This window comes from Buttiauxella noackiae (genome assembly GCF_000737905.1).
Lineage (GTDB): Bacteria > Pseudomonadota > Gammaproteobacteria > Enterobacterales > Enterobacteriaceae > Buttiauxella > Buttiauxella noackiae.
In genome coordinates this window covers 681878-699275 of the sequence record NZ_JPRU01000002.1, presented here as the reverse complement: position 1 = coordinate 699275, position 17398 = coordinate 681878, and the positions used below count along the sequence as shown (strand labels likewise).

Annotated in this window: 13 protein-coding genes and 1 pseudogene; all 14 read left to right on the top strand. The window is 52.1% G+C overall.

Translation table 11 applies throughout. The features are described 5' to 3' along the window. Positions 1 to 190: 190 nt before the first annotated feature. The gene (locus IX31_RS11705; RefSeq protein ID WP_034458310.1) at positions 191 to 562 is read left to right on the top strand and encodes a hypothetical protein; all 372 of its coding nucleotides are present in this window, start codon (positions 191 to 193) and stop codon (positions 560 to 562) included. Positions 563 to 609: 47 nt separating this feature from the next. Then, positions 610 to 1041, top strand: a complete 432-nt coding sequence (locus IX31_RS11700; protein WP_034458308.1) for a hypothetical protein — start codon at positions 610 to 612, stop codon at positions 1039 to 1041. 294 nt (positions 1042 to 1335) lie between these two features. After that, positions 1336 to 1599 carry a PAAR domain-containing protein gene (locus tag IX31_RS11695; protein WP_034460026.1) on the top strand — a complete coding sequence of 88 codons (264 nt, stop codon included), beginning with the start codon at positions 1336 to 1338 and terminating at the stop codon, positions 1597 to 1599. 2 nt (positions 1600 to 1601) lie between these two features. Continuing rightward, the gene (locus IX31_RS11690) at positions 1602 to 2807 is read left to right on the top strand and encodes a hypothetical protein (RefSeq protein ID WP_034458306.1); all 1206 of its coding nucleotides are present in this window, start codon (positions 1602 to 1604) and stop codon (positions 2805 to 2807) included. Beyond that, positions 2804 to 6184, top strand: coding sequence for an ImcF-related family protein (locus IX31_RS11685; protein ID WP_034458304.1), 3381 nt, complete (start codon positions 2804 to 2806; stop codon positions 6182 to 6184). Before IX31_RS11690 ends, IX31_RS11685 begins: the two co-directional genes overlap by 4 nt. Before the next feature lie 34 nt (positions 6185 to 6218). Beyond that, positions 6219 to 7826 carry a type VI secretion system protein TssA gene (tssA, locus tag IX31_RS11680; RefSeq protein WP_034458302.1) on the top strand — a complete coding sequence of 536 codons (1608 nt, stop codon included), beginning with the start codon at positions 6219 to 6221 and terminating at the stop codon, positions 7824 to 7826. Between the two features lie 33 nt (positions 7827 to 7859). After that, complete coding sequence (gene tssF / locus IX31_RS11675) at positions 7860 to 9629, top strand: type VI secretion system baseplate subunit TssF (RefSeq protein ID WP_034458299.1); 1770 nt, start codon at positions 7860 to 7862, stop codon at positions 9627 to 9629. After that, positions 9593 to 10675: a type VI secretion system baseplate subunit TssG gene (tssG, locus tag IX31_RS11670; RefSeq protein ID WP_034458298.1), complete on the top strand. Its 1083-nt coding sequence runs from the start codon at positions 9593 to 9595 to the stop codon at positions 10673 to 10675. Before tssF ends, tssG begins: the two co-directional genes overlap by 37 nt. A gap of 35 nt (positions 10676 to 10710) precedes the next feature. Then, complete coding sequence (gene tssJ, locus IX31_RS11665) at positions 10711 to 11241, top strand: type VI secretion system lipoprotein TssJ (protein ID WP_034458296.1); 531 nt, start codon at positions 10711 to 10713, stop codon at positions 11239 to 11241. A 4-nt stretch (positions 11242 to 11245) separates the two neighbouring features. Beyond that, positions 11246 to 14002 carry a type VI secretion system Vgr family protein gene (locus IX31_RS11660; RefSeq protein WP_081908660.1) on the top strand — a complete coding sequence of 919 codons (2757 nt, stop codon included), beginning with the start codon at positions 11246 to 11248 and terminating at the stop codon, positions 14000 to 14002. A 20-nt stretch (positions 14003 to 14022) separates the two neighbouring features. After that, complete coding sequence (locus IX31_RS11655) at positions 14023 to 14850, top strand: hypothetical protein (protein WP_051880691.1); 828 nt, start codon at positions 14023 to 14025, stop codon at positions 14848 to 14850. After that, the gene (locus IX31_RS11650; RefSeq protein WP_034458294.1) at positions 14847 to 15452 is read left to right on the top strand and encodes a toxin-antitoxin system YwqK family antitoxin; all 606 of its coding nucleotides are present in this window, start codon (positions 14847 to 14849) and stop codon (positions 15450 to 15452) included. The genes IX31_RS11655 and IX31_RS11650 overlap by 4 nt, the downstream gene beginning before the upstream one ends. 94 nt (positions 15453 to 15546) lie before the next feature. Beyond that, positions 15547 to 16101 (top strand): hypothetical protein, encoded by a 555-nt coding sequence (locus IX31_RS11645; RefSeq protein WP_034458292.1) that lies wholly within the window; start codon positions 15547 to 15549, stop codon positions 16099 to 16101. 649 nt (positions 16102 to 16750) lie between these two features. Continuing rightward, positions 16751 to 17368, top strand: a pseudogene (locus IX31_RS11640) (type VI secretion system Vgr family protein); the annotation flags it as partial. Positions 17369 to 17398 lie beyond the last annotated feature (30 nt).

The following is a 17398-nucleotide window of genomic DNA, read 5'->3' as shown; positions in this document are numbered from 1 at the left end:
ATCATCATAAGTAAGTTTTTCGTACAAATGAAACAACACATCTCGCTGACTATGAAGGTGCATCAGTAGAGTTTCTGGATATAACAAATGGCGGTGATAGCAGTCTCGTTACCAGAAGAATAAAAGAAAGAAATTTGTTTTTGAATAACACTTATGATTCATCTCATTAATTCTTTCATTGAGGGTTAGTATGAATAATAGTCTTATTGTGTGTTTATTATTTTTTGTTTCTTTTTTTTCATGCAATGCATTGACTGATGATAAGTATGGAAAGGAAATATGGGTGTATGACAAAGTTTCAGATGTTGATGTTTTTGAAAAACATAATGAGGATATGATAAAGCATCTCAGTGAAATGTATAAACAGGTGATTATTGATGTTAATGAGAAAAAATTATCCATCAATAATAATTTTCTTGAAAATAGCCATGTTTGTACAATTGATTATGTCAAACTAAAAAAAACACCTGTGTCATACTTTTTGTCTCAAAAAGCTGTGGATATGTATAAGCAAATTTTTAATCGAGAGGGAATTCAGTTTTCTAAGGACATAAATGTTTAACGTCTGTTTTTCCCGACTAGGATTGCCCTGCGCCTTATACCGAGTTGTTGGATTTTGGCAATCATTTGATTGTTCTAGAAAAAAATTATGTTTTATTTTTTAAAAAAAATAACATTACCTCAAATGTAAATGGTAAGAAAGAGACCGATGCAGGTTTGTCATCATATTGTCATAGTAATAATCCCAGTAAAGTATTTGATGGTACATCCAAAGATAATTGTGTCTTTCCTGGTGAAAACTTAAAAGAAGCATACGATAGATTAAGGAGTGATGAAAGCAGTGGTCGTGAATATTTAAATAAAACAATGCCACTTGAGAATGTTTATTACCATATCGATGATAAATCCGTTATTTATAAATGGCATGGGGCAAAGTCATTGGAGATTTCAGTGGTGATGGATAATGAGTCTGTCACGTATTCGTTCAGTGAACTACCAACAGAAACTGATTTAGCAATTATAACAGATGCTGAGTATTAGTTTTGCATCAATCAGACACTCCTACCAAGAGATGAAGATCAGGAGTGTGTTTTTTGAACAAATAAAACAGCGTTTTCTGCACTAAAAAATGCACAATTCATTGCAGGTAACAACCACGACCCCATAATTAATTATGACCAATTTTTATTTAATTCAATATTTATCTTTCATCTCACCCCCTCAATATCAGGAAGAAATAAGACTTCAGCCGTTATGTAATGAATGATTATTTCTCTGGAAACAGATGAAATATATTCCCGACCACTTCTGGCAAAAAAAATCACGGAGGCACACATGCTGCAAATTATTCGCAAGGGCGATAAAACCACACACGGCGGTGCCGTATTAACCTGTTCGGATCAGATGAAATTTGGTGGCATCGGTGTAGCTCGTAAAGGCGATAAAGTGTCCTGCCCGATCCCCGGTCACGGGCCGACCATTATTATTGAGGGGAATCCCAATTATTTAGATAACGGGGTCCCTGTGGCGTTTCATGGACATAGATGCGCATGTGGCTGCAAATTAATCAGCTCATTTGCGGCTGCGATGGTGGGATAACCATGCCTGTATATCTGGATGCCATTCCTGATGTCGCTCCCAAAATTGAGCGCCCTGATACCCGCCGCTGGCTGTATCTCCTGGCTGTCGCCCTTGTCACGGGTAATGTACTCACTTTCTGGCAGTGGACTGGAAACCGGGAGGGATTCACCTTCTGGTTTACGGCGCTGGGCCTGCCGTTTTGCATCTGGGGGCTTGTTTTCAGCTTCCGGCGCTTTGGTTACAAGTGTGACCAGGTTTGGGCTGCATCATGGGATCGCGAACGCATGTTGTTAATTGAGGAAGAAACGGCGCGTGGACAGCGGTCAGCCCGGATACTTGCGTCAGGAGTGAATACCCAGCCAGGAAATGGATCGGCAAAATTACTCAGTGCCGTCAAATCTGCAGCTTCGCAACTAAGTATGCAGGTACCCAGAGCGGGTGGGCTGCCAGTGCGCCATTCCCGATTGCCAGGGTTTAAGGACATGCAACAGTGTCAGGATCTTGACGCTGTACTGAAAAGCATCGCCAGCCAGCTCTCCCCTGTGCTGGAAAGCATCCCTGCAGGAGTCCCTTGCAGGCTGATGGTTGACTGCGATATTGCAGGCATTCCGGATGCACCGGAACAAATTTCACGCGTGCTCTCCTCACTCACAGGCAGAAGACTTCGTTTATTGAATATCAGGGGATTGGCCGCGCTCGATCTCTGGCTAGATGAGGCCTGGTCGCAACCTGCAGCGCTCATTATTCTCAGCGCGGTTATCCGTGCTGAACCTCTGGAAGATGAGGGAGAAGCCATAGCCTGGTTGCTATTGCTCAACCGTCATCATGCCGCTTTTCCCGATGCGGTTAACCTGCATCGCCCTGAAAAAGGTCATGCAGACACACTTTCTCAGACCCTTAACCGCGCGCTGCTGTGGTGCCGTAAACCCCCTGAGGACATGAAAGCTGCATGGACGACGGGGAAAGATGTTGCGCAGGGAGGGGAGTGGATATCGGCTTGTGAGGCTAACGGGATCACATTCAGCATGACAGAAGATAATCATGACGTGGACCAGACTACGGGTTACACGGGGCAAGCCGCACCGTGGCTTGGGATCGCACTTGCCGCCGCCGCCGCTCAGCACAGTGGCCCACAGGTCGTTGTGGCGCAAACCAGTCCGGATGACATCTGGATTGTAGGTATTACCGCCGACAATAAAACAGGGATAAATCGGGACTTATCGTGAAAATAAAAACACTCATTGGGGGGGTTGTTGCTGCCCTGATTTTTTTGACGGCCATTCTGGGTTTTCTGTTTTCAGCATTCCCTGAAAAAATGGCAGCCTGGACGGGTATGGGGCCAATGGATCCCAGCCGAATTTTAACGTTCTGTCTGTCAATTGCCGTCGTCTTCATTTCGCTGGGCTGGCTGGTAGAGAAAGCTTTCGATCGTGCAGGAAAATCCGGGGTAAGGCTGTCATTTAAAAAGAATCAGCCGCAAAAAACGGATGACACACCTCTCTCGTTACAGACTGAAGGGGCTGATGACCAGTTTACGGCAGCCCCTCTCACCGAACATCTCCACCTGCGCTATGACCGCCGCTGGAAAAGCAAAATCCGTATCCTGCTGGCTCAGGGCGAGGATGAGGACATCGAAAATGCCATACCCGGTCTTAAGCGCGACCTGTGGCAGGAAGGGGACGGCATTGTTCTCGTGCATGGCGGGAATGCCCAGTCTCCGCTCAATGAAACCTTAGTGCAGGCCCTGCGTCAGGTGCGCCCGCGCCGCCCGCTGGATGGGATTGTGCAGGTCCTCAGTACTTCCGCACTGCCATCAGCCGCTGAGCGTGATGCTTTCTTACGCAGCCGCCAGAAATCTGACCGTCTGCTGGGCTGGCAGGCGCCGGTCTGGTTGTGGCTGATTGATAAACAGTTCGGCGCACAGGGAGATCGAGACGTGATGCCGGCAGGCACCCTGTTTGGCCCGGGTGCCCCTGCACAGGAAATTGCCGACTCACTCGATGACCTGGTACCACGATTACGTCAGGTGGGCATGAGTCAGGTGCTGAACAACACTCGCCATGACTGGCTGCTGAGACTCTCCTTCCGTCTGCAGGATGGCCTGAAAAATCGTCTGTCTGTGTTACTGACCGGAATGATGCAGGGCCCGGCGCCGTACCGGTTACGTGGGTTGATGCTCAGCCCGGTACTGGCTGCCAGTGAGGAGATGGTGTCTAATGCCCGTCTGAGAGCTCCCGTCTGGCAGGCACTGGAAGAAGACTGTCAGGCCGCGACGGCGAAAAAGCTCTCGTTCGACTGGCTGAAAGCCCTGCGTCTGTGCCTGTTGGGCATGATTGTGCTATGGGGAGCCGGGACTCTGTTATCCCTGACAGTGAATCGTACGCAGCTTTATCAGGCTCAGGAAACGGCTCACATCGCGGCAGACACCACCCGGCCGCTGGCAGAGCGCCTGCATAACCAACTAATGCTTCAGCAGACCATCGCCCGTCTGCAACACCGGGAAGCCTCGGGGGCACCGTGGTACACCCGCTTTGGACTCAATCAGGACCACGATACGCTGGCGGCACTCTGGCCACTTTATGCCCGTAACAATGCGCTGCTCATGCGCGATGCCACGGCAGAGCACCTGAAACAGCAGCTGAACGCCTTTGTGCAGTTGCCTCCGGCTAGTGACGCGCGCGCGCAGGACACTCAACTGGCCTATGGGCTGCTGAAAGGCTACCTGATGCTGGCCCGTCCGGATAAGGCCGATGCGGCCTGGCTGGCTAAAAATATGCTGGCCTCCTGGCCGACACGTCAGGGGGTGCCGGATGGTACCTGGCAGGAGCTGGCCCCGAAACTGCTGGGCTTTTATGCCCAGAATCTCCCGGCGCACCCGGAGTGGAAAATAAAACCGGATGCAGACCTGGTCAGTACCGTGCGCCAGATTTTGCTCAAGCAGATAGGGCAGCGTAACGCCGAGTCCGGTCTGTATCAGGAGATGCTCAAACGCATCGCCAGTAACTGGCCAGACTTAACTCTGGCGGATATGACCGGCGACTCAGATGCATCGACGTTGTTCAGCACTGAAGAAGTGGTGCCGGGCATGTTCACCCGCCAGGCCTGGGAAGAACAGGTTCAGGGCGCGATTGATGAGGTGGTGAAAACCCGCCGCGATGAAATCGACTGGGTGCTGACGGACAAAACCCATCAGGCGGGCAGCGACGTCTCCCCTGAAGCCCTGAAAGCGCGACTCACTGAGCGCTATTTCACCGATTTCGGTAATGCCTGGCTGAATATGGTCAATAGCATTCAATGGCAGGAGTCGAGGTCACTGTCAGAAGCCATTGCCCAGCTTAATTTGCTGGCCGATGTGCGTCAGTCGCCACTGGTTGCCCTAATGAATACCCTTAACTTCCAGGGGAAAACCGGGCAGAAAAGCGAGGCGCTGGCTGACTCGATTGTCGACTCGGCGAAGAGACTGATGGGCAAGGAGAAGAACGAGAAGCAGTTTATCGCTCAGGCTCAGGGCCCCCATGGTCCGCTGGACGGAGTATTTGGTCCGCTTATGGGGGTGATAGAAGGCAAAGACGGTACCGGCAATAACGGCAACCTGAGCTTCCAGTCCTGGCTTGCCCGCGTCACCCAGGTGCGCCTCAAGTTGCAACAAGTTACCAGCGCGCCCGATCCACAGGCCATGTCACAGATGCTGGCCCAGACCGTGTTCCAGGGCAAAGCCATTGATCTGACAGATACCCGTGACTATGGCAGCTTGCTGGCGGCAAGCCTCGGGCAGGAGTGGAGTGGCTTTGGTCAGGCGCTGTTTGTCCAGCCGCTGGATATGGCCTGGCGACAGGTGCTGGCTCCGGCCGCCGGGAGCCTCAATGCCCGCTGGCAGAGCACCATTGTGGACCAGTGGAATAAGGCGTTTGTGGGTCGTTATCCGTTTAAAACCACCGGCAGCGATGCGTCGCTGCCGTTGCTGGCGCAATTTTTGCGTAGTGATTCGGGCCGTATTACTGCATTCCTGAAAACCAACCTGGGCGGCATCCTCCACCAGGAAGGCAATCGTTGGGTGGTAGATCCGGCAGCCAGCCAGGGGATGACCGTCAATCCAGACTTCCTTAAGGCTATTAACCAGCTAGCTGACATCTCAGACATCGTGTTTGCCCAGGGCGATGCCAGCCTGCATTTCGAACTGATGGCGCGCCCGTCCCGCGATGTGGCACGGGTGCAACTGACCGTGGATGAACAGAACCTGGATTACTTCAATCAGGCAGAGAGCTGGCAGAGCTTCACCTGGCCGGGCAATACCTACTACCCGGGAGTACAGCTCACCTGGCGCAGCGTGAACAGCGGTATGCAGCTTTACACCAACAACCAGGGAAGCTGGGGGCTAATTCGCCTCCTCGCTAAAGCACTTATCACCCCGCTCGACAGTGGGCGCACCCAACTAGTGTGGATCACCCCGGACGGCAACGCGCTGAAATTTATTCTGCGCAGTGAACTGGGCGATGGCCCACTGGCTCTGCTGAAGCTCCAGGGGTTCAGCCTGCCGGTGAAGATTTTTGATGTAGATGCTGGTGCGGCTGATGATACCGGCCGTCTGGCAGACACGGAGTAAACGCCATGAAAAAGAACAATACCGGAAGAAAAATATGAGTTCCCCCCTCGCATTACTGGCCGCCTGCGCCACGGATGAAGCAGGGCAGCAACAGCTGGTCACCCGTGCGGGCGTGGCCTTGTCTCTCTGGGATAACTGGCTACAACCGTTCAGTGCTGACGAACCGGTCGGCGACGATCCGGCTTACGATGATGACTTTCAGCGCATGCGCGAAGAAATCAATAAGCTTTCCGGAACCGATCATGAATTGCTGTGCAACCTGGCAGAAAAACTGCTCTGCCATACGGCCAAAGATATCCGCGTTGCGACCTGGTATATTCAGGCCCGCCTGCACCGTGACGGTGAGAAAGGGCTGGCGGAAGGGCTGCTACTTCTGGTAGCGATGCTGACCCGTTTTGGTCAAATCTGCCATCCGCAGCGACCGCTGGCCCGTAAGGCTGCACTGGAATGGCTCAACAGCGCAAAAGTACTCGACAGTCTGGCGCTCTGGCCGGAAGTGGTGCGTGACGATGCGGGACTGACGGCGGGAGCGCTGCGACTGCTCGGGGATCGGGTCACCGACTGGTCCGAAACCGACAGACCCGGCTTTGCCGGACTCTGCGCTGCACTGGAAACTCGTCTGGCCCGCTCCGGTGGGCTGGATGCAGTGATACCGCAAAACAGCAGTATGCAGGATACAGGATCGGAGCTGGTTGGGCGAAACTCACCACAACTCTCGTCTGTACAGTCCGGGCGAGATTTACTCGACCAGGCAAAGCTACTTTCCCGCTGGCTGGGTGAACAGCCGCAGGGTTGGCTGGCGGCTCACCGGATGATGACAAGTGTCCGCTGGGATACGGTCAACCAAATTCCCCCGCTGGATGCGAATGGTCGTACCCGTCTCCTGCCACCCAAACCGGAATATCGCGCCCAGCTCAAACGCCTGTACCTCCAGCAAAGCTGGGCGGAGCTGGTTGAACAGGCCAGCCAGATGTACTGCGAGGGCGTCAACCATTTCTGGCTCGACGTGCAGTGGTACCTGTGGCAGGGGCTGAGCCGCGCCGGGCAGCCGTGGGACGCCTGGCCGGAATACATTGTGCTCGATTTACGCCTGCTACTCCGGCGTCTGCCGGGGCTGGAAGGGCTTGCCTGGAACGACGGTACACCGTTTGCAGACGAAGTGACTCAGAGCTGGATAGCGGAAAAGGTCAACGAAGATACGCTGAGCTTTCGTGATGAACCCGCGACTGTTGCGGGTAGCCAGATGGACGATGTCCTCACACTTGAAGCCGAGGCGATGGAGAAGGGCGATAGCGAAGGGCCGGAAGCCGCGCTGTCCTGGCTGCAGACCCGCCCAGGTGCTGACACTCCTCGCCAGCGCTGGTTGCTGCGTCTGCTGATGGCCCGGGTTGCTGAGCAATACGGCCGCAATGAAATGGCGCTGCACCTGTTAGGTGAGCTGGCGGCCAAAGGCCCGGAATTGACGCTGACCGACTGGGAGCCTGCCTTGCTGTTTGAGGTACTGGCCCGCCGTCTGAAATTGCTGCGCATGAAAGCCGGGCGCAGTGAAAGTGATAAAGCCCGGCTGATCCCGGAAATGGAGTCACTGCTGGCAGGTCTTATTGCCATCGATCCGGCCCGTGCCATGGTGTTGTGTGGCTAATTTTCTCTCTTATAACTCCCAGGAAATTCGTGCATGGATGATTTAACCCTGCGCTACTTTGATGCCGAAATGCGCTATCTGCGCGAAGCCGGTAAAGAATTCACCCGTGCGCATCCAGACCGGGCAGCGCTGCTGAACCTGGATAAACCCGGAGCCCGCGATCCGTATGTCGAACGCCTGTTTGAGGGGTTTGCCTTTCTGATGGGCAGGATGCGTGAAAAGCTCGACGATGACCTGCCGGAACTGACTGAAGGGCTGGTGAGCCTCTTGTGGCCGCATTACATGCGCACGATACCGTCGCTGGCGATTGTGGAATTTTCCCCGGACTGGCGGGGGCTGCGCCAGTCCGAATCCCTGCCAGAAGGGTTTGCTGTTGTCTCACGTCCGGTGGGGCCACATCAGACGCCGTGCCATTACCGCACCACAAGGCAGATGGCCTTTCAGCCACTGCACCTGGCGGATGCACGTCTGCACACGGAAAATGATGGTCGCTCGGCTATTCGCCTGCGTTTTGAATGCACCGACAAAGTGGACTGGACCAAAGCGGGTATCAACAAGGTTTCGCTCTATCTCAACGCCGAAAGCCCGGTGAGCTCCGCCCTCCATCTGGCACTGACGCGCCGGGTGCATGCCATGTATGCCTGTCATGCCGGCACCGGGGGGGAGCGCCGCAAGTTTGACGGCTGGTGCAAACCGATGGGCTTTGATGACCATGACGGACTATGGCCAAAAGGCGAGTCGGCCTTCAGCGGTTACCAGCTCCTGCTGGAATATTTCAGCTTCCGGCCGAAGTTTATGTTTATCGAACTGCGCGGGCTGGACACCATCGGGCTGACTCCGGACAGTACCGGATTTGAAATCGATATTGTGCTCAGCGAAGCCTGGTCTTCTGATTTGCCGTTTGAAACCGAAAACTTCCGCCTTCACTGTGCGCCGGTGATTAATCTCTTCACCCTTGAAGCCGATCCGCTGACGCTCAACCCGCTGGACAATGAATACCTGCTGCGCCCGCTGCGTCTGCAGGACGGGCATACCGAAATTTACAGCGTGGACAACATTCACGGTGCGGTGAAAAACGGTAAACATCGGTATGTGCCGTTTACCAGCTTCCGCCACCGGGGCGGCATGATGCGCCACGATGCGCCGGAACGGTACTTCCATACCCGTGTGAAACGCGGTGCTTCCGGCCTTTACGACACCTGGCTTATCCTCGGTGGTTCTTCGTTTGAGATGGAGCAGTTGTCGGATAAACCGGAATCGCTATCGATGCGCATCACCGGGACCAACGGCCAGCTCCCGCGCAAGGCACTGGAGAGCACCCTGCTGGACCGGGTAGTCAAAGCCGGAAAGGTGCCGGTGAAGGTGCTGAACCTGTCTGCTCCGACATTGCCGCTCTATCCCCCGGCTAACGACCGTTTCCACTGGCGAGTGATGAGTCACCTCGGCTCTAACTTCCTCAGCATGATGGACAACCCGGAAGTGCTGCGCGGTACGCTGGCGCTGTATGACTGGACCGATGATGAGATGAACCGCCGTCGCCTGGAAGCGATTGTCGCGGTGAAGCACACCCTAATCCGGCGCTTTGAGAAAGGCTTTATGCTGCGCGGCGTGGACATCGAGGTGACGCTCAATATGGATAACTTTGCCGGTGAAGGCGATGTGAATCTGTTTGGCGAAATGCTACACCGCTTCTTTGCGCTGTATGCCGATATTCATCTGTTCAACCAACTCACGCTGGTACTGCAACCTACAGGGAAACGACTGAGATGGCGCGAGAATCACAGCCAGCACGTGCCGGGCTGACGCTGGCATTACGCAACGACATCTGGCGGGTCAACTTCTACCGTTTCTGTCAGTTGCTCGAGCAGGCCGAACCTGATTCCCCGCTGCTGGGGTCAACCAGCCACCTGGGCACCGACCCGGTGCGCTTTCGTCCCTGGCCAGGAATGGGGTTTCCGGTCAGCGAACTGAAAAAAGTCGAGACCGATGAAGACCACCCGGATTTGCCGCCCACGGTGCGCACCACGTTTCTTGGGATGTACGGTGTGGATTCGCCGCTGCCCGGCGCGTATCTGGATGATATTGCCCAGCGCCGGGAAGGGTATGAGGCACAAACAGCATTTCTGGATATCTTCAGCCACCGCATTACCACCCAGTATTACCGCATCTGGCGTAAATACGCCTACCCGGCAACCTTTGCTGCCGGAGGAACAGACGCCACCTCGCAGTGTCTGTTGGGCCTGGTGGGGCTGGGCATCCCCGGTACTGCAGAGCAGGTAGCGACCCCGGTCTCCCGCTTCCTGGCGCTGCTGGGTACCATGCGCTTGCCCACGCGTAATGCCGAAGGGATACGGGCGCTGGTTAACCTGCTGGCCCCAAACTCCGTCGCATCAGTCACTCCACACGACCCGGTGAAAATCCTGGTGACGGAACGCAGTGGACTGGGGGACGGAAACCGAGTGTCCCTGTCTCAGCGTGCCACTCTCGGTAAAACCGGCAAAGAGGCCAACAGCCGGGTGCTGGTTACCCTGTCCACCCGCGATCCTGCAGAGGCTGAAGGCTGGCTGCCGGGCGGGCTGTTACACACGGACCTGCTGGCACTGATGCGCGTTTACCTGGGCTATCGCAGTGACGTGCGTCTGCGCCTCACGGTGCCGGTCAGCCTGTTGCCTGAGCCGCGACTGGGCAAGGGGCGACGCATTCAACTGGGGCGAACCGGCCTACTGGGGCTCAGGAATGGCCAGCTCAGCAATAACAGGGAAACCCTGACCGTCAACCTGGGCTGCTATAAAGGCCTGGACTGCACAACGCTTCCGCCGGCAGAAGGCGGCCAGTACCGCTTCGGATAACTCTTTTTCTCCCTTAATTCATGAAGGAACAACGAATGGCAACACTATCCCGGCGGTGGGCGCAGGCGTTTATGCTGATGGCCTGTGCGCTGTTGGCAGGCTGCGGTCTGACCCAGAGCGTCAAGGACGGCACAGTTAGCCTGACAAAATCCATATTCTATAAAAAAATCAAAACGCTGCATCTGGATTTCACCCCGCGTGCGGCTATTAACGCCGACGGCGAACAGGTTCCGCTGGCGACCATGGTGCGGGTCTATCAGCTTTCAGACCGTAAAAATGTGGATGCCGCAGACTACCAGACGCTGCTGCACAAGGCAGACATGGTGCTCAAAGACGACGTGCTGGCGACCAAATCGACGCTGGTGATGCCCCAGGGCAGTGTGTCGCTGAATATGCCGATGGATGAGAGCGCCCAGTTTGTGGCGGTGGTCGGGCTATTTAACCGCCCGGACATGAAAAACAATACCTGGCGTCTGGTGCTGAACCGGGATGATCTCGACCCGGATAAACCGCGCACGATTGAGCTGGGCAAAGACGGATTTATTCTGCAGCCGTTAAAGGAGTGACGTAATGGATAACTGGATGGTGCTTTTTGACGACAGCCTTTCGCGTTATACGCTGGACATCAACGACAGTACGGTGACGCCGGACGTGTTGCGCTTTCGCGGACGTGAAGCGTTAAGCGAGCCGTTTCGCTGGACAATCGAGTTCACCACGCCACAGACGAATATTGCCCCGGAAGAGGTGCTGATGAAATACGCGTCCTTCCGGATGCACAGCGGTAAAGTGGTGTACGGCATCATCACCGGGCTGGAATGGCTGTCGACTAGCGCCGACCAGTCGCACTACCGGGTGACGCTGTCATCACGGCTGGCGCTGCTGTCACGCAGTAAAGGCAGCGCGGTGTACCAGGACCAGTCCGTGCCGGAGGTGGTGGAGCAGGTGCTGCGCGCCCACCGGCTGGAAGGGCCGGACTTTGAGTTTCGTCTGGAGCGCAGCTATCCGGCACGGGAGCTGATTACCCAGTGGCGGGAGACGGACCTTGAGTTTATCCAGCGCCTGCTGGCAGAAGTGGGTATCTGGTTCCGCTCAGAGATGCAGGCGGCGACAGAGCAGGAGACCCTTATTTTTGCCGACAGCCAGCTGGGTTACCGGTTTGATGTGCGCCTGCCGTACCGCGAGCCGTCGGGGCTGTTTGACGGGGCGGCCGAATCGGTGTGGGACGTGCGCACCTGGCACAATGTCGTGAGCGGCAGCGCTGCGATGCGCGATTACAACTACCGCACCGCCACCACGCCGCTGGATGTCAGCGTGACGGTGCGCAGTGACGCGGTGACAACGGGTGAGCACTATCACTACAGCGCTCCGTACCGGGAAGCCGGGGATGACGGCGACCCGGAGCCGGAGACGGAAAGCGGTGCTTTCTACGCGCGTCTCGGTCATGAGCGTGAGCTGAATAAATCCGCGCGTATTCATTTGTTCAGTAACGCCTCACAGCTCAGCCCCGGCCAGGTGCTGGAGCCACAGGGGGACGTCGTCCCGGCCCTGAAAGAAGGCGTTATTATCACGCTCACCACGTATCAGGCCGCCCGTGATTCGCGGCTGCATGTGTCGGTCTGGGGCCAGCCCTACACCGAACGGTACTGCTTCCGCCCGGTGTGCCCTGAGCGCCCTGAAATCCACGGCACACTCCCGGCCAGAATCGAGAGCCGTGAAAAGGGGGATATTTACGCCCATCTTGATGAGCAGGGTCGCTACCGGGTGAAACTGGACTTTGACCGTGATGAGCGCGAACAGGGTTACGCATACCTGTGGCTGAGGATGGCGAAGCCGTATGCCGGTGACACACTCGGCTGGCACACTCCCCTGATTGACGGTACCGAAGTGGCGATAGCCTATGGCAACGGGGATATCGACCTGCCGTACATTGCGTATGCGTTGCACGACTCCGCCCACCCGGACCATGTGACCCGCGATAACCACACACGCAACATCCTTCGAACCCCGGCGAACAATAAGCTGCGCATGGAAGATAAGCGCGGCGAAGAGCATATCAAGCTGGCGACGGAGGCCGGTAAAACCCAGCTCAACACCGGGCACCTGGTGGATGCACAGGGCAAAGCCCGCGGCACCGGTACCGAACTGCGCACGGACGGCTACGGCACGCTGCGCGCGGCGAAGGGGCTGTTTATCAGCGCAGACGGGCAGGCGAAAGCGCAGGGCCAGGTGCTGGATATGGACGCGGCGCTGAAGACCATCGACCAGCTGCAACAGCAGCTGGCACAGCTGGCCGCCGCCGCAGAGCAGGCCGGGGCGCTGAAGGCAGATATCGACAGTCAGAAACAGATGTTTGAACAACGTCTGAAACCGCTGAATAAAATCCTGCACGTCTCGGCCCCGGAAGGGATGGCGTTCACCAGCGGGAAACACCTGCAAATGACGGCCACGAAAAACGTTGCCATCAGTGCCGGAGGCGATATCAGCGTGGGCGTCATGGGCAATATGACCGCGCTGACAGGGGAAAAGCTGGGTATGTTTGCGCGCAGCGGGCCGATGAGCCTGAAAGCGAGCGAAGGCCCGGTGGAGATGCAGGCCCAGAACGGTAACCTGCGGCTGCTTGCGGAGAAGAAACTGACGCTGAGCAGCACCGAAGACATTCTGTTTGCGGGTAAGAAGCGCATCACGCTGATTGGCGGGGGCGGCAGTTACCTGAAGATAGAGGCGGGGAAGGTGGAATACGGCACGACAACCCAGTACCTGCGCAAGGTGAAGCGGACGGTGAAGGGGGCGAAAGCGGCACAGCAGCCGGAGTTGCCATGGCTTGTAGGTCCCGTAAAAAATAGCCCTAATACAAAGCGCAATAAGAACTCACAAATAAGGGTCGTCCCTGATATGCAACTATCCACGGGGATTGGAGTTATCAGTTATTTGGAAAGAATTGATGGTAAGGCCATGTATTATCCTGATGGGCTAAAGATAGGTGGTGTTGATATTATTAAGAAGTGGTTGTCTAGCGATGGTCGATTGTATTTCATTCCACCCGAAAATATTTCCCCAGCAAGTACGGTGCTCTTTGATAACAAGGAGAGTCTACAATTAGAATATGACATATCCCTATCAGAGGGTAATATACAATATATAGATTCATTGCTTGAGCAGGTTGGTATTTTAAGCGACTTTACATCATCATATAAAGTGGAAGGCATTGATGAATTTAATCGTGCATTTACCAATGGTTATTTGAGGTACTGGAAGTCATTAGATAATCTCATGGACAGAGGGCTTACTATTGATGAGCAAAACTATGCGTTATTAAAGTTAAGTTAGACTTTATTAAGGAGGTGATTGTGGCGGTAAAATATCATGATATTCCAGGAAAAAATGTTTATATTGTAGAGTTTGATGCAAAATGTAAACTTGTACCAATAGTTAGGAAGGATGCTGATTTAAATGGTAATGAAGAATTATTTTCGGATACAATTAAAAGAGCACAAGCTTTTGGGAAATTTGAAGTATGTACAAATGCTTGCTGGTTTGATGTGACATCTCTTGGTAAAAGTGATGCATTACTCGGCGATGACCCGGTCTCAGCAAATGAGACAATTAATCAAGGAATAGCCTTGATGGGAACTGGGGAGAGATATGGAAATTCTTCTCCATTAATGATGTATGCAGCCCAAAGTAATAATTTATCGTGGGAGTTTGGATCTGGAGATGTTCCCACCAGCGGCTTCTATACAGGCATTGGCGGGATGTGTCCTTTAATAATAAATGGCCTGAAATATGGCACTGGAAATAAATATAGCAAGAAAATTGATGAAGCCATCATTTTTGGAAAGCCAAGGGAGCAAGACGTTCCATTTTTAACACAACGAAATAATAATAAATATGCAGCACTTGAAAAGGCTGCTGCAGCAATGCCAGGAATGGGTAAAGTAGGATTTGGGGTAACCTCCAAAGGGAAATGCTATGTTGCCGTACAATCGCATTATAATCCAGGTATGAGTTTTAATGATTTTAGGGGTATATTTTTAGCGTTTAATTGTATTAATGCTGTTGCTGGGGATGGAAGTGATTCTGTTTTTATGTACAGAGATAATGTCTTTGTTGTTGAAAGCGCGCATAATAAGGTTGAATTAATGACAATTGGCTTGGGTTTTAAGGATATTTCATGATTAATTATCATGCAAAAACATATATTGGACTACTATGTGTTAATCTTTTCTTTTCAACTGGTACCTTTGCAGAGGCAGTTACTATTCATAGTACGAAGTATTTTGATGAAGAGAAAGGTAGGCAAGTAATAGTCACAAAATACAATAATGACAAATTGGAATCTTTTCAGGAGTTTATCAATGAAGTGCCAAATGGTGTATATGAATCATGGTGGAGGAACGGTGAGAGAAAATATAAGACATATTTTTCTGAAGGGAAAGAAAATGGGATGGTGTCTTATTGGTTTAGAAGCGGAAGGAAGCAGTTTTCTGGGAATATGAAAGAAGGAGTTCTTGATGGTGAGCTTGTTTCATTGTTTGAAAGTGGAAAGATGCGGACTAAAGAAAATTATGCAAAAGGGCAAAGGATTGGCACTTGGATGTCATGGTATGAAAATAAAAAACAATCTTCATTATTGATATTTAATTCAGGGGTGTTAATTAAATGTACTTCCTGGGATTCCACTGGAGGGGTAATATATCGTGGGGATGAGAAGTCTCATTGTGAAAATGTTTTTAACAGTAATTACGCTATGTCCATAGAATCAGAGGATCCAATATAATGAAATGCTTTTGTACAGTATTTAAGGTGCTGAGTAATATCTCCAGTTAGTAGGTAATGTATTTTTCGATGAAGGCTCCGATCGGGGTGAAATCATGAAAAGTCTAATTTTTATGCAATGTATTATGCAATATAATATGATGACGTTTAGCGTTTTACTTATTTTAAGCTCCTTCAATTTAAAGGCGGAGAGGTTAGAAATGGTTGATAATAAATATTATATAATAACTATAAGTTGTTACGAACAGAATGAGTGTGCTTATAATAAAGTCGATAACATTCCTATTGTTGTGACTATTATCAATATTAGTGATGCTGGCTTTTATCTTCCGCTAAAATTTATCGAAAAGACTGGCCCCGGAGTGCATTTAATTGATTTGAATAGTAATAAACGCATGCCATTAATGTCTAACTTGGCTAGTTGGGATTTAAAGAAAGAGTTAGTTTATGTACCTAAGGAAGGTAAGGTTTCTCTCAAGTGGACAATTCTTGCTCAAGAAGTAGCCCCCTTTGTGCAGGATGGTATTGTTAATGTTAGTGCTAAATTCTCAATTCGGACTAAACTTTTTAATGCTGATAAAAATGAACTGGGAGAATTTATTTATTATTCTCAGTTAATTATAAAAGGAAATGGTTTGGATGGAAATTAGCATTAAGCAACTCGTACATCATATCCCCAGAAGTGTAGTTACGCAGGAAAAGAAAAATAACTGGGTTGATTGAGAAAGGAGTTTATAGAATATCTAATTATAGCCTGGATGCAAATAGCAGGGCCTCCTATATTTTTTAATGTTTATAATTGGTCATGATTTTGAAGAAGATCTTTTTCACTCTTCAGATATAACATTTTCATCAAATCAAACCGAGCGGAATGAAGTTTTAGATAAAATAAAAAGCAAGTGCTAAATTATGTCAATACAATAATGGTTTAACCCCATTTGTTTTTTCATAGGAATACAGCTTTCATTGACTGCTAACCTAATAAATCGGCTTTTACTAGATATGAGAATCTCAGCGAGGTTATCGCTATACAATGAAAAGAAGATAAAAAACTCATCAACTCTAACGACTTGTTCTTATTAATATTTTAGTAAAAAAACCAAGTGACGTATAAAAACGATTATTGCCATCAGCTATGAAATGTATTTTTTATATTAAGTTCACATTTCTAATCGCAATTCAGAAATAAAAACCTCACTAAATAAACCGCGCACAATTGAGCTGGGCAGAGATGGATTTATTCTGCAGCCGTTAAAGGAGTGACGTAATGGATAACGGGATGCAGCTTTTGACGACAGTCTGTCGCGCTATACGCTGGACATCAGTGACAGTACGGTGACGCCGGACGTGTTGCGCTTTCGCGGTCGGGAAGCTTTAAGCGAGCCGTTTCGCTGGAAAATCGAGTTCATCACGCCGCAGGCGAATATCGCGCCGGAACAGGTGCTGATGAAATACGCGTCCTTCCGGATGCACAGCGGCAAAGTGGTACACGGCATCATCACCGGGCTGGAATGGCTGTCGACTAGCGCCGACCAGTCGCACTACCGGGTGACGCTGTCATCACGGCTGGCGCTGCTGTCACGCAGTAAAGGCAGCGCGGTGTACCAGGACCAGTCCGTGCCGGAGGTGGTGGAGCAGGTGCTGCGCGCCCACGGGCTGGAAGGGCCGGACTTTGAGTTTCGTCTGGATCGCACCTATCCGCCACGAGAGTTGATTACTCAGTGGCGGGAAACGGACCTTGAGTTTATCCAGCGCCTGCTGGCAGAGGTGGGTATCTGGTTTCGCTCAGAAATGCAGGCGGCGACGGAGCAGGAAACCCTTATTTTTGCCGCCAGCCAGCTGGGTTACCGGTTTGATGTGCGCCTGCCGTACAGCGAGCCGTCGGGGCTGTTTGACGGCGCAGCCGAATCGGTGTGGGGCGATGAGCCTGAAAGCGAGAGAAGGCTC

What these genes read in the sequence shown, in the direction of transcription:
- IX31_RS11705 (WP_034458310.1), top strand. Translation starts at nt 191, where the DNA reads ATGAATAATAGTCTTATTGTGTGTTTATTATTTTTTGTTTCTTTTTTT.
- IX31_RS11695 (WP_034460026.1), top strand. Translation starts at nt 1,336, where the DNA reads ATGCTGCAAATTATTCGCAAGGGCGATAAAACCACACACGGCGGTGCC.
- IX31_RS11690 (WP_034458306.1), top strand. Translation starts at nt 1,602, where the DNA reads ATGCCTGTATATCTGGATGCCATTCCTGATGTCGCTCCCAAAATTGAG.
- tssA (WP_034458302.1), top strand. Translation starts at nt 6,219, where the DNA reads ATGAGTTCCCCCCTCGCATTACTGGCCGCCTGCGCCACGGATGAAGCA.
- tssF (WP_034458299.1), top strand. Translation starts at nt 7,860, where the DNA reads ATGGATGATTTAACCCTGCGCTACTTTGATGCCGAAATGCGCTATCTG.
- tssG (WP_034458298.1), top strand. Translation starts at nt 9,593, where the DNA reads ATGGCGCGAGAATCACAGCCAGCACGTGCCGGGCTGACGCTGGCATTA.
- tssJ (WP_034458296.1), top strand. Translation starts at nt 10,711, where the DNA reads ATGGCAACACTATCCCGGCGGTGGGCGCAGGCGTTTATGCTGATGGCC.
- IX31_RS11660 (WP_081908660.1), top strand. Translation starts at nt 11,246, where the DNA reads ATGGATAACTGGATGGTGCTTTTTGACGACAGCCTTTCGCGTTATACG.
- IX31_RS11650 (WP_034458294.1), top strand. Translation starts at nt 14,847, where the DNA reads ATGATTAATTATCATGCAAAAACATATATTGGACTACTATGTGTTAAT.
- IX31_RS11645 (WP_034458292.1), top strand. Translation starts at nt 15,547, where the DNA reads ATGAAAAGTCTAATTTTTATGCAATGTATTATGCAATATAATATGATG.